The sequence below is a fragment of the Pseudomonas sivasensis genome (genome assembly GCF_052938085.1).
In genome coordinates, this window is sequence record NZ_CP176442.1 from 5,205,769 (window position 1) to 5,224,077 (window position 18,309).

Consider the following 18,309-nt stretch of genomic DNA (forward strand, 5'->3'; position numbering starts at 1 on the left):
AGAGCCTGCAATGCATCACATGACTCTGGCCGAGATCGCCCGCGGTCTCGCCGACAAAACGTTTTCTTCCGAAGAGCTGACCAAGACCTTGCTGGCGCGTATCGCCGAGCTCGATCCCAAGGTCAACAGCTTCATCAGCATCACCGAAGAGCTGGCCCTGAGCCAGGCCAAGGCCGCCGACGTACGTCGCGCCAACGGTGAAAATGGCGCGCTGCTGGGCGCACCTATCGCCCACAAAGACCTGTTCTGCACCCAGGGTATTCGCACCAGTTGCGGCTCGAAGATGCTCGACAACTTTAAAGCGCCCTACGACGCCACCGTGGTATCCAAGCTGGCCGCTGCTGGGGCCGTGACCCTGGGCAAAACCAACATGGACGAATTCGCCATGGGTTCGGCCAACGAGTCGAGCTACTACGGCGCGGTGAAAAACCCGTGGAACCTGGAACACGTGCCGGGCGGTTCGTCCGGTGGTTCCGCCGCCGCCGTTGCCGCGCGCCTCCTCCCGGCCGCCACGGCCACTGACACCGGCGGCTCCATTCGCCAACCAGCCGCCTTCACCAACCTCACCGGTTTGAAGCCGACTTACGGTCGCGTTTCCCGTTGGGGCATGATCGCCTACGCATCCAGCCTCGATCAGGGCGGCCCCCTGGCCCGCACCGCCGAAGACTGCGCGATTTTGTTACAAGGCATGGCTGGCTTTGATCCGCAGGACTCCACAAGCATCGATGAGCCAGTCCCGGACTACAGCAGCAGCCTGAATACCTCGCTTAAAGGCCTGCGCATCGGCGTGCCGAAGGAATACTTCAGCGCCGGTCTCGACCCGCGTATCGCCGAATTGGTGCACAACAGCGTCAAGACGCTGGAAGGCCTGGGCGCCGTGATCAAGGAAATCAGCCTGCCGAACAACCAGCACGCCATTCCAGCGTACTACGTGATCGCGCCGGCGGAAGCTTCGTCCAACCTGTCGCGTTTCGACGGCGTGCGCTTTGGCTACCGCTGCGAAAACCCGAAGGACCTGACCGATCTGTACAAACGCTCCCGTGGCGAAGGTTTCGGCGCCGAAGTTCAACGCCGCATTATGGTCGGTGCCTACGCCCTGTCGGCCGGCTACTACGACGCGTACTACCTCAAGGCGCAAAAAATCCGTCGCCTGATCAAGAACGACTTCATGGCTGCCTTTGAAGAAGTCGACGTGATCCTCGGCCCAACCACGCCGAACCCGGCCTGGAAGATCGGCGCCAAGACCGGCGACCCGATTGCCGAGTACCTGGAAGACCTCTACACCATCACCGCCAACCTCGCGGGCTTGCCGGGCTTGTCCATGCCCGCCGGCTTCGTCGATGGCCTGCCGGTGGGCGTGCAACTGCTCGCGCCGTACTTCCAAGAAGGCCGCCTGCTCAATGTGGCGCACCAGTACCAGTTGAACACCGACTGGCACACTCGCACCCCTACCGGCTTCTGAGGAGAACACTATGCAATGGGAAGTTGTGATCGGGCTGGAGATTCATACCCAGCTCGCCACCCAATCGAAGATTTTCTCCGGTAGCGCTACCACGTTCGGCTCCGAGCCCAACACCCAGGCGAGCCTGGTAGACCTGGGCATGCCCGGCGTATTGCCGGTGCTGAACCAGGAAGCGGTACGCATGGCGGTGATGTTCGGCCTGGCGATTGACGCCGAGATCGGTCAGCACAACGTGTTCGCGCGCAAAAACTACTTCTACCCGGACCTGCCCAAGGGCTACCAGATCAGCCAGATGGAACTGCCAATTGTCGGCAAGGGCTACCTGGACATCCCGTTGGAAGACGGCACCATCAAGCGTGTCGGCGTGACCCGTGCGCACCTTGAAGAAGACGCTGGCAAGAGCCTGCATGAAGAATTCAACGGCGCCACCGGGATCGACCTGAACCGCGCCGGCACTCCGCTACTGGAGATCGTGTCCGAGCCGGACATGCGCAGCGCCAAGGAAGCCGTGGCCTACGTCAAGACCATCCACGCGCTGGTCCGTTACCTGGGCATCTGCGACGGCAACATGGCAGAAGGCTCACTGCGCTGTGACTGCAACGTGTCGGTGCGGCCAAAAGGCCAGGCCGAGTACGGCACCCGCTGCGAGATCAAGAACGTCAACTCGTTCCGCTTTATCGAGAAGGCGATCAACACCGAAGTACGTCGCCAGATCGAACTGATCGAAGACGGCGGCAAGGTGATCCAGCAGACCCGCCTGTACGACCCGAACAAAGACGAAACCCGCGCCATGCGCAGCAAAGAGGAAGCCAACGACTACCGTTACTTCCCCGATCCGGACCTGTTGCCGGTGGTGCTTGAGGATTCGTTCCTCAATGACATCCGCGCAACCCTGCCGGAGTTGCCTCCGCAAAAACGCGAGCGCTTCCAGGAGCAGTTCGGCCTGTCGGTCTACGACGCCAGCGTATTGGCGTCCAGCCGCGAGCAAGCCGACTACTTCGAAAAAGTCGTGAGCATTGCCGGTGACGCCAAGCTGGCGGCCAACTGGGTGATGGTTGAGCTGGGCAGCCTGCTGAACAAGCAGGGCCTGGAAATCGACGAAGCCCCGGTGACCGCCGAGCAGTTGGGCGGCATGCTGCTGCGCATCAAGGACAACACCATCTCCGGCAAAATCGCCAAGACCGTGTTTGAAGCCATGGCGAGCGGTGAAGGCAGCGCCGACGAGATCATCGAGAAGCGCGGTCTGAAGCAAGTCACCGACAGCGGCGCAATCTCGGCGGTGCTGGATGAGATGCTGGCGGCCAACGCCGAACAGGTCGAGCAATACCGAGCGGCAGACGAAGCCAAGCGCGGCAAGATGTTCGGCTTCTTTGTCGGCCAGGCCATGAAAGCCTCCAAAGGCAAGGCCAACCCGCAACAGGTGAACGAACTGCTGAAAAGCAAGCTCGAAGGCTGAATGCGATGAATGGTCCGGGTGAGAATTCACGCTTAACTCGGACCCGCTGTGGGAGGGGGCTTGTCCCCGATGGCGGAGTTTCAGTCATTACTGTTTTGACTGAATCACCGCTATCGGCGACGAGCCCCCTCCCATATTTGTGATGGGGGCACCTTGATAATGAAGCGTCTATTAGGCCTATGCGCCCTGTTTTCACTACTGGCCGGCTGCGCCAGCGGCCTCATCAACCCCAACGGCTACGACGAAACCGGCACCGCCTCCTATTACGGCGCCCGGCACCATGGCAAGAAAACAGCCAGCGGTGAACCTTTCAACCAGAACGCCCTGACCGCCGCCCACCGGCAATTGCCCTTCGGCACCCAGGTCAAGGTTACTAATCTCGACAACGACAAATCCGTCGTTGTGCGCATCAATGATCGCGGCCCGCATACCCGCGGGCGCTTGATTGATCTTTCACGCAAGGCTGCCGAGCAACTGGGTATGCTGAGCAGCGGCACTGCACGGGTTCGCGTGCAAGCCCTGAGCAACTGAAGACGGAGCCCTGGCCATTTTCGGATTAACCGCCCTCTCGCCCTGGAGCCTGCTCGAACTGATCAGCGGGCTTGTGCTGCTGATCATCGGCGCCGAAATCCTGGTGCGCGCCGCGGTGCGCCTGGCGGCCAGCCTCAAAGTGCGACCGTTAATCATCGGCCTGACGATCGTGGCCTTCGGCAGCAGCGCGCCACAGATGACCGTCAGCCTGCAGGCCACCCTGGCCGGCAATACCGACATCGCCGTGGGCAGCGTAATCGGCAGCAGCATCTTCAACATCCTGGTGACCCTTGGCCTGTCGGCGCTGATCATCCCCTTGCGAGTCTCGCGTCAGTTGGTACGCCTGGATATACCGGTAATGATCCTCGCCGGCCTGCTGGTGTTTACCCTTGCAGCCAATGAAGAACTGACGCCGCTCGATGGTCTTCTGCTGCTGATTGCTTTGATGGCCTACCTTGGCGTGCTGCACTACCAGACCCGCCACTCGCGGCGTCCACGCACGCTGGACACCGTGACCCAGGCGCCCTGGCTGAGCAGTGTATTGCTGATGCTCGGCGGTTTTCTGATCCTGGTGCTAGCCGGCCACCTGCTGCTCGGTGCGGCGGTGGACGTGGCCAGCGACCTGGGTTTGTCGGAACGCATCATCGGCCTGACGCTTATCGGCGTCGGTACCTCGCTGCCGTGCCTCGCGACCTCACTGATTGCCGCCCTGCGCGGCCAGCGAGAAATTGCCGTGGGCAACGTGATCGGCAGCAACCTGTTCAACCTGCTGGGCGTGTTGGGTCTAACCGCGCTGCTGGCGCCATCGCCACTGTCGGTGTCGCCCAACGCCCTGGATTTCGACCTGCCGGTGATGCTCGGCGTGGTGGTGCTGTGCCTGCCGGTGTTTTATACCGGCTACCGCGTCACCCGCGCCGAAGGTCTGGTATTGCTGGGCCTGTACCTGGCGTATGGGCTGCACGTGATGTCGTTTACCACCGGCATGCCCCTGGCCAACAAGCTTGAACAATTGATGCTGTATTACGTCCTGCCAGCGCTGGTGGTGATCCTGATATTCACCTCGCTGCGCGCCTGGCGCCGCCAACACAAGAGGGAATCGAAATGACCGATCAGAAAAAGCCCGGGGTTGAGATGCGTCGCCAGGTCATGGGCGATGTATTCGTCGACCGCGCCCTGGGCAACGCCACCGACTTCACCCAGCCGCTGCAGGATTTCGTCAATGAACATGCGTGGGGCAGTGTGTGGAACCGCGAAGGTTTGCCGCTGAAGACGCGCAGCCTGATCACCCTCGCCGCCCTCACCGCGCTCAAGTGCCCGCAGGAGCTCAAAGGCCATGTGCGTGGCGCGTTGAACAACGGCTGTACTGTGGAGGAAATTCGCGAAGCGCTGCTGCATTGCGCGGTGTATGCCGGTGTACCGGCTGCGATTGATGCGTTCCGCGCGGCCCAGGAAGTGATCGACAGCTACCAGAAGGAAGGCTAGATCCAGCCACCCGCCTGCAATACGAAAATCCCAATATTCGTGGTCACTGCCGCCATCAGCGTAGTGATCACGATAATCGCCGCCGCCAGCTCATGATTCCCCTCGGCCGCCCTGGCCATCACGAAACTTGCAGCGGCCGTCGGCGCGCCGAAGTACAGGAACAGAATCCCCAACTCCGGACCGCGAAAGCCCAGCAGCCACGCGCCCAAGGTCGCGACAACCGGCAACCAGACCATCTTCATCAAGCTCGCGCTCAGCGCCATATTGCCGCTCTTGCGCAACGCCGCCAGTGACAAAGTGCCGCCAATGCAAATCAAGGCCAGCGGCAAGGTGGTATCCGCCAGGTACTGCATGGATTTTTCCAGCCAGCCCGGCAGGCCAATCTGAAAAAACGCGAACGGCGCCGCCACGATGACGCTGATGATCAGCGGGTTGGCCACCACACTTTTACAGATACTCCACGGGTCGGACTTGATCACCGGGCTGTACACCGCCAGCACGATGGTCGACAGGGTGTTGTAGAACAGGATGACCAGCGCCGCGAGAATCGCGCCGAGGGAAATGCCGTAGTCGCCGTACATGCTGGCGGCCAGGGCCAGGCCGATCACCCCGTTATTGCCGCGAAACGCGCCCTGGGTGTAGATGCCCCGGTCTTCACGCTTGCAGCGAAAAATCGCCCAGCCCCAAGCCAGGGCAAAGCTCGCCAGCGTGGCGACGGCAAAATAGATCAGCAAACCCGGTTTGAGCGCCGAATGCAGGTCGGCATGCAGGATGCCCAAGAACAGCAGCGCCGGCATGGTGACGTTGAACACCAGGGACGAAGCCGTGTGGATAAAGTTGTCGTTGATCCAGTTGATGCGCTTGAGCAGCACACCCAGGAACAGCATGGCAAATACCGGCGCGGTAATGGTGAGGGTGGTGAGAAAGATAGCCAGCATGCCGGGGAGAACCTTGGTGAGCGTCGTTAGGTGGCTAATGATAAGCCATACAGCCCAACGGCGCCCGGTAGACCGCTATCGGAGGCAAGTCGAATCGTCGCACCGCCCCTCCTACACTCGACCGCATTCCTACAGGATAAATGCGGTCAAACTGTGGGAGGGGCCTCGCCCCCGATGCAGGCGACTCGGTCTCAGGTAATCGGCGCCGGGTTAAACAACGTGATGTCGTTATGCAGCTTATGATGCTCCGCCCAGGTCCTTTTCTTACCGCTGGCCACATCCAGATAGAAGTGGAACAACTCCCAACCCAGCTCCTCGATGCTCGCACGCCCGGTAGCGATGCGCCCGGCGTCGATATCGATGAGGTCCGGCCAGCGCTGCGCCAGCTCCGTACGGGTCGACACCTTCACCACCGGCGCCATTGCCAGCCCGTACGGCGTGCCACGCCCGGTGGTAAACACATGCAGGTTCATCCCCGCCGCCAATTGCAGCGTACCGCAGACAAAGTCGCTGGCCGGCGTCGCACAAAAAATCAGGCCCTTGCTCTTGAAGCGCTCACCCGGACCCAGCACGCCGTTGATAGCGCTGCTGCCGGACTTGACGATGGAACCCAAGGACTTCTCGACAATATTCGACAACCCACCCTTCTTGTTGCCCGGCGTGGTATTGGCGCTGCGATCTGCTTCGCCTTTGGCCAGGTAACGGTCGTACCAGTCCATTTCCCTGACCAACTCCTCGGCAACTTCCTTTGTTTGCGCACGAGAAGTCAGCAGGTAGATGGCATCGCGGACTTCGGTCACTTCGGAAAACATAACCGTCGCCCCAGCCCGCAACAACAAGTCAGAGGCGTAACCCAGCGCGGGGTTGGCGGTGATGCCGGAAAACGCATCACTGCCGCCGCACTGCATACCCAGGATCAGTTCGGATGCCGGCACGGTTTCCCGGCGGCGCTGGTCGAGTTTCTTCAGGCGGACTTCGGCCAAGTCCATGATCTGCTCGATCATCTCGGTAAAGCCGTGGCTGGAATCCTGCAACCGATACAGCCACGGCTCGCTCAGGTCGACCGAGCTGTCGTTGTCGTGCATCACCTGCCCGGCCTGCAATTTCTCGCACCCCAGGCTGATCACCAGGGCTTCGCCGCCCAAGTTCGGGTTGCGCGCCAGGTTGCGTACGGTACGGATCGGGATGTACGCATCTGTCGCAGTGATCGCCACCCCGCAGCCGTAGCTGTGGGTCAGCGCCACTACGTCATCGACGTGTGGGTACTTGGGCAGCAATTCGTCCTTGATGCGCTTTACCGCATGGTCCAGCACCCCGGTCACACACTGCACCGTGGTGGTGATGCCAAGGATGTTACGCGTGCCCACAGTACCGTCGGCGTTGCGATAGCCCTCGAAGGTAAACCCCTCCAGCGGTGCCTGGGTTTCGGGCACCTCGGTGGACAGCGGCAAGCTGTCCAACGGTGGCGCGGTCGGCATGCGCAATTGATCTTCCTGGACCCAACTGCCGCGCGGAATCGGCGCCAGAGCGTAACCGATGGTCTGGCCGTAGCGAATAATCTGACCGCCTTCGGGGATGTCTTCCAGGGTCACTTTGTGGCTCTGGGGGATGAAATCCACGGTCACCAGGCCGTCCGGAAACTCGGTACCGGCCGGTACGCCCTGGTCATTGACCACGATCACTACGTTGTCGCGCTCATGCAAACGAATGGAACGCGGCGAGTCGGCATGTTCAATCAACTGCATCACGGGGCCCCTCAGGAATGCGCTTCGGTTAGGTTGGTCAACTCTGGCCCCTTGGTTGGCGGCTCTTTGAGTACTACACGTTTGATCGGACCGACGATGACCAGATAGCTGAACACCGCCACCAGCGCGTTGGCGCCGACGAACACCAGGGCCCATTTAAAGGAACCGGTGGTGCTGATGATGTAGCCGATCACGATAGGCGTGGTGATAGAAGCCAGGTTACCGAAGGTGTTGAACAAGCCACCACTGAGACCGGCGATTTGTTTCGGCGAGGTGTCGGACACCACCGCCCAACCCAGTGCGCCAACGCCTTTGCCAAAGAAGGCCAACGCCATGAAGCCCACCACCATCCATTCAACGTCGACGTAGTTACACGCGATGATGCTGCTGGACACCAACAGGCCAGCGATGATCGGTGCCTTGCGGGCGAAGGTCAGGGAATGGCCTTTGCGCAGCAGGTAGTCGGAAATGACCCCACCCAACACGCCACCGATAAACCCGCAGATCGCCGGTAACGAGGCGATGAAACCGGCCTTGAGGATGGTCATGCCACGGTCCTGCACCAGGTACACCGGGAACCAGGTCAGGAAGAAGTAAGTGATGCCATTGATACAGTACTGGCCCAGGTACACGCCTAACATCATGCGGTTGGTCAGCAACTGGCGGATGTAATCCCACTTCGGCCCGTCGGTTTTCTTACCCTTGCCTTTGTCCTGATCCATATCGACCATCGCGCCATTGGCAGCGATGTGGTTGAGCTCAGCTTCGTTGATCATCGGGTGCTGGCGCGGGCTGTGGATCACTTTCAGCCAGATCAGCGAGAACACGATGCCGATCACGCCCATCACGATAAACACGTGCTGCCAGCCAAAGCGGTAGACGATCCAGCCCATCAGCGGCGCGAACAACACCGTGGCGAAGTACTGCGCCGAGTTGAAGATCGCCGAGGCCGTACCGCGCTCGGCGGTGGGGAACCAGGCCGCCACAATCCGAGCGTTACCCGGGAAGGAAGGCGCTTCGGCCAGGCCCACCATAAAGCGCAGCATGAACAGCGCAACAACCGCGGTGGATACACCGAACTCACCGACATAGCCTTGCAGCACGGTGAACAGTGACCAGGTGAAGATGCTCAGGGCGTAGACTTTTTTCGAGCCGAATCGGTCCAGCAGCCAGCCACCGGGAATTTGCCCGGCCACGTAGGCCCAACCGAATGCAGAGAAGATATAACCGAGGGTGACCGCGTCGATGCCGAGGTCTTTCTGCAGGCTGGAGCCTGCGATGGCGATGGTGGCCCGGTCGGCGTAGTTGATCGTGGTCACCAGGAACAGCATGAGCAGGATCAAATAGCGGACGTGAGTCGGCTTGGTCGCTTGCATGTAGAAGTACTCCCACTAATTATTTTTTTTGCGGGTAATAGTTTTGTGTTTTTAGCGTGGGAGCCGGCAGGCGTCCGGCCCCCACTGGGTGCAGCGTCTTACGAGCCGATGTAGCTGGTTTTCACCACTGTGTAGAACTCTTGTGCATAGCGACCTTGCTCCCGCGAGCCATAGGACGAGCCTTTACGGCCACCGAACGGAACGTGGTAATCCACGCCTGCCGTGGGCAGGTTGACCATCACCATCCCAGCCTGGGAGTGGCGCTTGAAGTGGTTGGCGTATTTCAACGATGTGGTCGCAATGCCCGCCGACAAACCGAATTCGGTGTCGTTGGCCATGGCCAGTGCAGCCTCGTAGTCCGCAACGCGCACAACGTTTGCCACTGGACCGAAAATTTCTTCACGGCTGATGCGCATGGCGGCTTCGCTGTCGGCAAACAGCGTCGGCGCCAAGTAGTAACCTTCGGTGTCACACGTCACCAGGCCGCCACCGCTGACCAGCCGCGCGCCTTCGCTTTGGCCAATGTCGATGTATTTCAAGTCCTGATCCAACTGAGCCTGGGAAACCACCGGACCGATGTCGGTACCGCTTTTCAACGCGTGGCCAACCTTGATCGACTTCATGCGCTCGGCCATGGCCGCGACGAACTGGTCGTGAATACCAGCGGTGACGATCAAACGGCTGGACGCGGTGCAACGCTGGCCAGTGGAGTAGAACGCGCTCTGTACCGACAGCTCGACAGCTTGCTTGAGGTCGGCGTCGTCGAGAATGATCTGCGGATTCTTGCCGCCCATTTCCAACTGCACTTTGGCCTGGCGCGAAACGCAGCTGACGGCGATCTGACGGCCCACACCGACGGAGCCGGTGAAGCTGATGCCGTCGACTTTCGGGCTGTTGACCAGCACGTCGCCTACCACGCGGCCGCTGCCCATCACCAGATTGAACACACCGGCAGGGAAACCGGCGCGGGAGATAATTTCTGCGAGGGCCCAGGCGCAGCCCGGTACCAGTTCGGCCGGCTTGATGACTACGCAGTTGCCGTAAGCAAGCGCCGGGGCGATCTTCCATGCAGGAATGGCGATCGGGAAGTTCCACGGCGTGATCAGGCCGACCACACCGAGCGCTTCACGGGTGACTTCAACGTTGACACCCGGGCGTACCGACGGCACGTAGTCGCCGGACAAACGCAGGCACTCACCGGCGAAGAACTTGAAAATGTTACCGGCGCGGGTCACTTCGCCGATGGCTTCAGGCAAGGTCTTGCCCTCTTCCCGGGCCAGCAGGGTGCCGAGCTCTTCACGGCGCGCGAGGATTTCGCTGCCAACTTTATCCAACGCATCATGACGCGCCTGGATACCGGACGTGGACCACGCCGGAAATGCTGCGCGGGCGGCGTCGATGGCAGCGTTGACTTGAGTGACGTCAGCCTTGGCGTATTCGCCAATGACATCAGACAACTCCGAGGGATTGAGGTTGGTGCAGTAGTCGGCGCCGGTTACCCATTGGCCGTTGATGTAGTTTTCGTAACGTTGGACTTGGGACACGAATCTTCTCCTGACGCAAAAGGCCGCTGATTACTCAGCGGCCTTGTGAATGGGTTATTGCGGACCTTGCTTGTCGATCAGCGCGGCCAGGGCTTCGTATTCTTCCGGCAGCAAGTCGGTCAGCGGCGTACGCACTGGGCCTGCGTCATAGCCAGCGATTTTTGCGCCTGCCTTGACGATACTCACGGCATAGCCGGACTTGCGGTTACGGATGTCCAGGTAAGGCAGGAAGAAGTCGTCGATGATCTTGGCGACGGTGGCGTGATCATCCTTGGCAATAGCGTGATAGAAGTCCATCGCGGTTTTCGGGATGAAGTTGAACACCGCCGAGGAGTACACCGGCACGCCCAGAGCCTTGTAGGCAGCGGCGTAAACCTCTGCAGTCGGCAGGCCGCCGAGGTAGCTGAAACGATCGCCCAAACGGCGGCGGATCGACACCATCAACTCGATATCGCCCAGGCCATCCTTGTAGCCGATCAGGTTCGGGCAGCGCTCGGCCAAACGCTCCAGCAACGGAGCGGTCAGGCGGCACACGTTACGGTTGTAGACCACCACACCGATTTTCACCGATTTGCACACCGCTTCAACGTGGGCTGCAACGCCGTCCTGACTGGCTTCGGTGAGGTAGTGCGGCAGCAACAACAGACCTTTAGCGCCCAGGCGTTCAGCCTCTTGGGCATATTCGATGGCTTGGCGTGTCGAACCGCCAACACCGGCGAGGATCGGCACGCTGGTGGCGCAAGTATCAACAGCGGTCTTTACCACTTGGGAATATTCGCTGGCCGCCAGGGAGAAAAACTCACCCGTGCCGCCTGCGGCGAACAATGCGGTGGCGCCGTAAGGGGCCAGCCATTCAAGACGCTTGATATAGCCCGCTTGGTGGAAGTCACCCTGGGCGTTGAAATCGGTCACCGGGAAAGACAGCAGACCGTGGGAGAGGATGGACTTCAGCTCTTGTGGATTCATTATTCGAACACCCTGGGTAAAGACTTTCTGTCGAAAGATTGTTGTTGGTTTTGGTGATGTCGTACGTCATCGTACAACTATAAAAAGATTCGTCAACTGCAATTCATCGGCCTTCGGTTTAAACGGTGTTGATACAAGCGTTCTTGACGTAGGAAATTTATCCTCTATGCTCGTCAATACTGTATATACATACAGTAATTAAGGAAGATTCCTACGACATAGCAAGGAGCTAACATGTCAGGTCTTGATCTCGTAGCACCCGAAAAAACTCAACCGATCCTGCGATTCGAAGGTGGCGAACACACCGCCATCGGCGACGACACACTGTTGCGCTTCAATACGAACGCCCCGGCGATTCCCGCCCGGCAAGTCGAACTGCACCTACCCAATGGGCTGGCACTGACTTACGGCCAAGTGATTGCCCTGGGCGGTGACTTCTATGGCATTCCTGGCAAGCCGATCAGCGATGGCGCCTCCCCTGCCGAGCGCGTGCAACGCTTCACCGCCGCCTTTAACTCGCTGGCAGTGTTGCCGGCCTCACGGGATGAAGCAGGAAAGATTCTCGCGGTGATGCAAAAGGAAATCAGCGCGGTCAATCAAGCCATCAAAGATGGCAAACAACCCCATGAAGCCTATGACGCGCTGGGTGATACGTTGTCCGAGGAATGGAACCGAATCACCGGGGGCGGCAGTACGGTATCGGCGCTGGTTCCGCTGGGCCGTTACCTGAAACTGGCGGCGGACAACGCCGATCACTTCGGCGAATGGGCGCTATCGGCCTACCTGGCGGGGCATACGGCAGCGTTGCAACAGGCCGTGATAGCGCATCAAACCGGTACCGATCAGGCACTGGAACTGGCGTATGCCATGAACAGTTTTGCTGATCACTTCTTGACCGATCTGTTTTCCGCCGGCCACTTGCGGGTGCCACGCAAGCAACTCGCGGCGGTGGTCACGCCGGGAGAGTTGGGCTCGCTGATCAGTCGCTTCATGCACGATGAAGACAGCAAATTCGGGCTGAAGGTGCGCAATGCCATGGGTGATGAGTGGCACGCCTATGGAGATAAGCGCTATTTCGATACCGTTGACGCAAACAATCGAGCACAGGTCAAACGCGCCGTTCAGGCATCCGCAGACGAGATCTTTGAGACCTTCATCAGTGGTATCGCGCCCTCCCCGGCCAACTTCAAGGCTCCACTGTATGTGCCGGATTTGAACGCAGCACAGAACCCGGCAAATAACTTTTCGCCATTGTTCAAGATGGAGGGTGACAAAGTGCTGCGCCGCAAGGACGTGAATGACCTGAACGACAAGCATTGGACCAATGATTGGTGGGGGTGGAGTACGTATTTGTTGCTTAAGGACTACAAGCCGAGTCCTCAGACCTAGACAGTACCGTTTGTCGATACTGTGATTTCTAACAGTTATGCACAGTTCATACACGAGGGATAACAAACCTCAGGGGCTAAGGCATTAGCTCCTGAGGCGATTCGCTGTAGCTCTCCTGATACCTGAAGTCGCCGCATCAGGACGTCGCCATGCCCCATTCCGAATATGCCGACAACGGAACTGACACCACGAACATCAAGAGGTCGTAACGTGGCGCAGGTTCCAGTCCGTGCTTGATTCTGCTTCTAGAACTCACACTGAGAAGAGAGGTGCTTCATGAAAACCACTGATGAAATTTTCGGCCTACTGGCATCCGGTTTCGAAGCCAGTCGGGATGAAAAAGATCAAGACTTTGATCCCGATAGGCCTTTGGCTGAGCTGATCGCTGACAAGAAAGAAAGGCTTCGGGTGATCAACTCGTCAATGACGGAGCTTTATTTACAACTGCCTGACGACGTGGCCGAGAAACCAACACTGGACGAATTGGCTGCCTATATCCAATCAAGGCAACAGTCATAGAAAAACGCTGAATGGCACATCGTCACGCTAGACACCCTGATCACCAAGCCGCCCAGTGATACCAACCAGCGGCGGCTTGATCAGCCTGCCCTTTCAGCCTCTTCATGGGCATGGCGCAGCCGTTCACGGCTGTTAGTCAGGTGCAAACGCATCGCCGCCCGCGCCGCATCTGAGTCCTGGCGGGCAATCGCCTCGTAAATCTCTTCGTGCTCACGGCTCAGGCGCCCCATGTAATGCTGTTGATCATCATGGGCCAGGCGCGCCGAATTCAGGCGGGTACGTGGAATGATGCTGGTGCCCAGGTGCGTCATGATGTCGGTGAAGTAACGGTTGCCGGTGGAGAGTGCGATTTCCAGGTGAAATGCGAAGTCTGAGGCGACGGCATCGCCGGCGTGCGCGGCGCTTTCATTCAACGCATCGAGTGCTGCACGCATCGCAGCCAACTGCTCTTCGCTACGACGCAGGGCCGCCAGGCCGGCAGACTCCACTTCCAGGCTGATACGCAACTCCAGAATCGCCAACACATCGCGCAGGGTCACGACCGTGGCGGGATCAATCCGGAAACCGCTGGGGCTCGGCGTGTCCAGCACGAAAGTGCCGATACCATGACGGGTTTCCACCTGCCCCGCCGCCTGCAAACGTGAGATGGCTTCGCGCACTACGGTGCGACTGACGCCATGGGCTTCCATGATCGCGGACTCCGTGGGCAGCTTGTCGCCCCGTTTGAGTTCGCCGTCACGGATCTGCTCAGACAGCACCGTGACCAATTCCTGGGCAAGGCTGCGGCGCTTGCGGGGAAGACGAGGGGCGGTGCTGGCGTTTTCCATGTGGAATCATCTATCTCGGTTGAGTAAAGAGGCATCATAGCCCATGGCGGTTGTACGATCACCGTTCAGTCGCGACTTTCACTTATATCCTTCACGCAAAAAAATGCCCCGACACAAATCGAGGCATTTTTCAGGCACACCCGAAGGCAATCGCCGATTACTTCACCACTTTCAGGCTAGGCCGACCGCTAGGACGCGGTGGCTCGGCATCTGGTGGTGGCAGATCATCACCTTCTTCGCTTTCGATCGATTCGTCGTCCTCGAAGGGTGACTCCAGATCAAACACCATGCCCTGACCATTTTCCCGAGCATAAATCCCAAGAATGGCGCCAATCGGCACGTAGAGCGTGTGCGGTACACCGCCAAAACGCCCTTCGAAACTGACCGCCTCATTGTCCATGTGCAGGTGGCGCACGGCACTCGGCGATACATTGAGCACAATCTGCCCGTCACTGGCAAAACCCTGCGGTACCTGAACCGCAGGAAATTCGGAATTGACCAGCATGTGCGGGGTGCAATCGTTATCCACAATCCACTCGTAGAGCGCGCGGACCAGGTAAGGTCGACTGGAGTTCATCAACGGCTCCTTAAGCCTTAGCGCATATCGCGTTCGACACCAGACAGACTTGCCTGGAAAGCCTCACGCGCAAACTGGCGCTCCATGTAATCAAGCAGCGGCTTGGCCGGCCGCGGCAGTTCAATACCGAGAATCGGCAAACGCCAGAGTATCGGTAATAGGCAGCAATCCACCAAACTTTGTTCCTCGCTGAGGAAAAAAGGTTTATCGGCGAACAACGGCGAAACGCCGGTCAGGCTCTCGCGCAATTCCTTACGCGCCACGACACGGGCCGCCTCTTTGCTGCGCGAATCCAGAATCACATCCACCAGCCCACACCAGTCGCGCTGGATCCGATGGATCAGCAGGCGACTGTTGGCGCGCGCCACCGGATATACCGGCAGCAAAGGCGGATGAGGGTAACGCTCATCCAGGTATTCCATCACCACGGTCGACTCCCACAACGCCAGGTCACGATCGACCAGGGTGGGCAAGCTGCCGTAAGGGTTCACTTCGATCAGTTTTGGCGGATGACGGCCCGCCTCCACACTGATGATCTCGGCGCTGACACCCTTCTCTGCGAGCACGATACGTACTCGGTGGGAATAGTGGTCGGCGGGGTCGGAGTAACAGGCCAACCGATTGGTCACGCCCATGGCGGTCCTCCTCGCTTGTTGAAATTATCGGAAGCTCAAAAACGAGCGCGCCCAGAGAGCATCTCTGTAACGGCGGGTTAACCCGTTCGCTACGTATTCAGAGATGCCGCTGGGCGCGCAAGATTAACAGCAATTGCTTACGGTTGGATCAATGCACATCCTTCCAGTATTCGCGTTTGAGCAGATAGGCGAATACGAAGAAGAAAGCCAGGTACAGCAAGACGTATGTACCGATGCGCTGGTGCTGCAGTTTGACCGGGTTGGCCGAGTAGGCCAGGAAGGTCACGAGGTTCTTGACCTTCTCGTCGAACTGCTCGTCAGTCAGCGAACCGGGGGTTTCGATCTTCAGTTGATCGCACGCTTCATGAGTCAAAGGCGTACCGGTCAACGGATCATATTGCTTCTTACCGTCTTCAACGACCTGGATCTGCTTGCATCCTACCACTTGCTTGCCCTGAAGGCCGACCAGAACGTTAGGCATGCCGACGTTCGGGAATACTCGGTTGTTCACGCGATAAGGCCGGGCCGGATCTTCGTAGAACGACTTCAGGTAGCCGTACAGCCAGTCGGTGCCGCGCACACGGGCTACCAGGGTCAGATCAGGCGGTGCGGCGCCGAACCAGGCCTTGGCGTCCGCCGGTTGCATACCGATATTCATGTGGTCGCCAATCTTGGCACCGGTGAACACCAGCTTATCCAACATCAGTTCGTGGGGAATGCCCAAATCATCGGCAACCCGCTCGTACCGCTGGAACTTGGCACTGTGACAGCCCATGCAATAGTTGGCGAACGTACGCGCGCCGTCTTGCATGGCAGCCTTGTCAGACACGTCGATATCGACTTTTTCCAGCTCCGGACCACCGTGCTCGGCAGCGAAGGACAGTAGCGGCAGCGCCGCAAGCATCAATGCAACGAATAATTTTTTCATCAGCCAGTCACCCTTTCCGGAACCGGTTTGGTCTTCTCAAGCCGGGTATAGAACGGCATCAGAATGAAGTAGGCGAAGTACAGGAAGGTGCAGACCTGCGACAGCAACGTACGTTCAGGAGTTGGCGCCAATACGCCCAAGACACCCAGGATCACGAACGAAATGCAGAACACCCACAACCAGATCTTGCTCAGCCAGCCTTTGTAGCGCATGGATTTGACCGGACTTCGATCGAGCCAAGGCAACACGAACAGCACGGCAATGGCTGCACCCATGGCGATCACGCCCATGAGCTTGTCGGGGATGGCCCGCAAGATTGCGTAGAACGGCGTGAAATACCAAACCGGGGCAATGTGCTCAGGTGTCTTGAAAGCGTTGGCCTGTTCGAAGTTCGGCTTCTCCAGGAAATAACCGCCCATCTCCGGGAAAAAGAACACGATCGAGCAGAACACGAACAAGAACACGACCACGCCGACGATGTCTTTCACGGTGTAGTACGGGTGGAATGGGATTCCATCCAGCGGGATGCCGTTCTCGTCCTTGTGCTTCTTGATGTCCACGCCGTCCGGGTTGTTAGAGCCAACTTCGTGCAACGCCAAGATGTGCAGAACCACCAAGCCTAGGATCACGATAGGCAAGGCCACCACGTGCAAGGCAAAGAAGCGGTTCAGGGTGATACCGGAGATCAGGTAGTCACCACGAATCCACTGGGTCAGATCGTTGCCGATAACCGGGATCGCGCCGAACAGCGAGATGATCACCTGGGCGCCCCAGTACGACATCTGCCCCCAAGGTAACAGGTAACCCATGAAGGCTTCGGCCATCAGCGCCAGGTAGATCAGCATGCCGAAGACCCACACTAACTCGCGGGGTTTCTGGTACGAACCGTAGAGCAGGCCGCGGAACATATGCAGGTACACGACGATGAAGAACATCGACGCGCCCACGGCATGTAGCAATCGAAGGATCGCGCCATGATTGACGTCACGCATGATGCCTTCAACGGAAGCAAATGCCTCCTCCGCTGACGGGGTGTAACTCATCGTCAGCCAAACACCGGTCACGATTTGGTTGACCAGCACCAGAAGGGCCAGGGAGCCGAAGAAGTAGAAGAAGTTGAAGTTTTTTGGCGCGTAGTACTTGCTGAGATGGTCTTCCCACATCTTAGTGGCGGGGAAGCGCGCATCTACCCAATCCATGAACTTGCTCATCACGCGTTCTCCTTATCGAGGCCAATGACAATAAGGTCGTCAGTTTCGTAGGTATGCGGAGGCACGGGCAGGTTCAAAGGAGCAGGCTGCGACTTGTAGACACGACCGGCGAGGTCGTAGTGAGAACCGTGGCACGGGCAGAAATAGCCGCCGACCCAGTCCTTCCCCAGATCTGCCGGCGCTACTTCCGGGCGGAAGGTGGGCGAGCACCCCAGATGGGTACATAGACCAACCAGTAGCAGAATCTCTGGTTTGATCGAGCGCACTTCGTTTTTGGCGTAGGCGGGTTGGTCGGAATTCTCAGATTTTGGGTCAGACAACTGGCCTTCGATCTTTTTCAGATTCCCCAGGATTTCCTCAGTACGACGAACGATGAAGACTGGCTGGCCGCGCCACTCAGCAATCATCTGCTGGCCTGGCTCGATCTTGCTGACATTCACCTTCACCGGTGCACCTGCGGCTTTCGCCTTGGCACTGGGAAACCATGACCCCACGAACGGGACCGCAGCCCCCACCGCTCCTGCAGCACCCACCACGGATGTGGCTGCTACTAAGAAGCGACGCCGGCCTGCATTCACGCCGTCATTGCTCATTCAGTCCTCTCCCATCAGCTTTTTGGCCTGTTAAATCAGGCGTCTACTAAGTATTGAATCTTTACTTATAAAAATTTTGTCGGATGGTAATGAAAAGCCCCACGTATGACAAGGGAATTGCCCGAGGCTC

Annotated in this window: 18 protein-coding genes; 7 read left to right on the forward strand and 11 right to left on the reverse strand. The window is 58.8% G+C overall.

Annotation, left to right across the window (positions count from 1 at the left end; genetic code table 11):
* Positions 1–10 precede the first annotated feature (10 nt).
* From gatA to ACKZ62_RS24060, 5 genes are all read left to right on the forward strand, one after another.
* Positions 11–1,462, forward strand: coding sequence for an Asp-tRNA(Asn)/Glu-tRNA(Gln) amidotransferase subunit GatA (gatA, locus tag ACKZ62_RS24040; RefSeq protein WP_122752411.1), 1,452 nt, complete (start codon positions 11–13; stop codon positions 1,460–1,462).
* 10 nt (positions 1,463–1,472) lie between these two features.
* Complete coding sequence (gatB, locus tag ACKZ62_RS24045; RefSeq protein ID WP_032886259.1) at positions 1,473–2,918, forward strand: Asp-tRNA(Asn)/Glu-tRNA(Gln) amidotransferase subunit GatB; 1,446 nt, start codon at positions 1,473–1,475, stop codon at positions 2,916–2,918.
* A 159-nt stretch (positions 2,919–3,077) separates the two neighbouring features.
* Positions 3,078–3,449 carry a septal ring lytic transglycosylase RlpA family protein gene (locus ACKZ62_RS24050; RefSeq protein WP_032886258.1) on the forward strand — a complete coding sequence of 124 codons (372 nt, stop codon included), beginning with the start codon at positions 3,078–3,080 and terminating at the stop codon, positions 3,447–3,449.
* Between the two features lie 58 nt (positions 3,450–3,507).
* The gene (locus ACKZ62_RS24055) at positions 3,508–4,554 is read left to right on the forward strand and encodes a calcium/sodium antiporter (RefSeq protein ID WP_032886257.1); all 1,047 of its coding nucleotides are present in this window, start codon (positions 3,508–3,510) and stop codon (positions 4,552–4,554) included.
* On the forward strand, positions 4,551–4,931 hold the full coding sequence (locus tag ACKZ62_RS24060) for a carboxymuconolactone decarboxylase family protein (RefSeq protein ID WP_032886256.1): 381 nt from the start codon (positions 4,551–4,553) through the stop codon (positions 4,929–4,931). The genes ACKZ62_RS24055 and ACKZ62_RS24060 overlap by 4 nt, the downstream gene beginning before the upstream one ends.
* Here the strand turns inward: ACKZ62_RS24060 and ACKZ62_RS24065 are convergent.
* From ACKZ62_RS24065 to kdgD, 5 genes are all read right to left on the reverse strand, one after another.
* A complete protein-coding gene (locus ACKZ62_RS24065) occupies positions 4,928–5,869 on the reverse strand; it encodes an AEC family transporter (RefSeq protein WP_032886255.1) in 942 nt (313 codons plus the stop codon). The two genes, ACKZ62_RS24060 and ACKZ62_RS24065, sit on opposite strands and share 4 nt — an antisense overlap.
* 191 nt (positions 5,870–6,060) lie before the next feature.
* Positions 6,061–7,614, reverse strand: coding sequence for a galactarate dehydratase (gene garD, locus ACKZ62_RS24070; RefSeq protein WP_447095916.1), 1,554 nt, complete (start codon positions 7,612–7,614; stop codon positions 6,061–6,063).
* Positions 7,615–7,625: 11 nt separating this feature from the next.
* A complete protein-coding gene (locus ACKZ62_RS24075; protein WP_032886253.1) occupies positions 7,626–8,990 on the reverse strand; it encodes an MFS transporter in 1,365 nt (454 codons plus the stop codon).
* Positions 8,991–9,088: 98 nt separating this feature from the next.
* A complete protein-coding gene (locus ACKZ62_RS24080; RefSeq protein WP_032886252.1) occupies positions 9,089–10,534 on the reverse strand; it encodes an aldehyde dehydrogenase family protein in 1,446 nt (481 codons plus the stop codon).
* Positions 10,535–10,588: 54 nt separating this feature from the next.
* The gene (kdgD, locus tag ACKZ62_RS24085) at positions 10,589–11,500 is read right to left on the reverse strand and encodes a 5-dehydro-4-deoxyglucarate dehydratase (RefSeq protein WP_032886251.1); all 912 of its coding nucleotides are present in this window, start codon (positions 11,498–11,500) and stop codon (positions 10,589–10,591) included.
* Positions 11,501–11,734: 234 nt separating this feature from the next.
* Here kdgD and ACKZ62_RS24090 point away from each other — a divergent pair, with 234 nt between their 5' ends.
* Together ACKZ62_RS24090 and ACKZ62_RS24095 are read left to right on the forward strand one after the other, a co-directional pair.
* Positions 11,735–12,889, forward strand: coding sequence for a phospholipase (locus ACKZ62_RS24090; RefSeq protein WP_095183833.1), 1,155 nt, complete (start codon positions 11,735–11,737; stop codon positions 12,887–12,889).
* A gap of 276 nt (positions 12,890–13,165) precedes the next feature.
* Positions 13,166–13,408, forward strand: a complete 243-nt coding sequence (locus tag ACKZ62_RS24095; RefSeq protein WP_447095917.1) for a hypothetical protein — start codon at positions 13,166–13,168, stop codon at positions 13,406–13,408.
* An 80-nt stretch (positions 13,409–13,488) separates the two neighbouring features.
* On the opposite strand, the gene ACKZ62_RS24100 is transcribed toward ACKZ62_RS24095, so the two are convergent.
* The 6 genes from ACKZ62_RS24100 to petA all read right to left on the reverse strand — a co-directional run bounded on the left by ACKZ62_RS24100 (position 13,489) and on the right by petA (position 18,179).
* Complete coding sequence (locus tag ACKZ62_RS24100; RefSeq protein ID WP_032886248.1) at positions 13,489–14,235, reverse strand: FadR/GntR family transcriptional regulator; 747 nt, start codon at positions 14,233–14,235, stop codon at positions 13,489–13,491.
* 157 nt (positions 14,236–14,392) lie between these two features.
* Positions 14,393–14,812 (reverse strand): ClpXP protease specificity-enhancing factor, encoded by a 420-nt coding sequence (locus ACKZ62_RS24105; RefSeq protein WP_032886247.1) that lies wholly within the window; start codon positions 14,810–14,812, stop codon positions 14,393–14,395.
* Between the two features lie 17 nt (positions 14,813–14,829).
* Positions 14,830–15,447, reverse strand: a complete 618-nt coding sequence (locus ACKZ62_RS24110; protein WP_032886246.1) for a glutathione S-transferase N-terminal domain-containing protein — start codon at positions 15,445–15,447, stop codon at positions 14,830–14,832.
* A gap of 148 nt (positions 15,448–15,595) precedes the next feature.
* Positions 15,596–16,375 carry a cytochrome c1 gene (locus tag ACKZ62_RS24115; protein ID WP_095183832.1) on the reverse strand — a complete coding sequence of 260 codons (780 nt, stop codon included), beginning with the start codon at positions 16,373–16,375 and terminating at the stop codon, positions 15,596–15,598.
* Entirely contained in the window at positions 16,375–17,586 is a 1,212-nt protein-coding gene (locus ACKZ62_RS24120; protein ID WP_032886244.1) for a cytochrome b, read from the reverse strand. The genes ACKZ62_RS24115 and ACKZ62_RS24120 overlap by 1 nt, the downstream gene beginning before the upstream one ends.
* Positions 17,586–18,179, reverse strand: a complete 594-nt coding sequence (gene petA, locus ACKZ62_RS24125; RefSeq protein WP_032886243.1) for a ubiquinol-cytochrome c reductase iron-sulfur subunit — start codon at positions 18,177–18,179, stop codon at positions 17,586–17,588. The genes ACKZ62_RS24120 and petA overlap by 1 nt, the downstream gene beginning before the upstream one ends.
* Positions 18,180–18,309 lie beyond the last annotated feature (130 nt).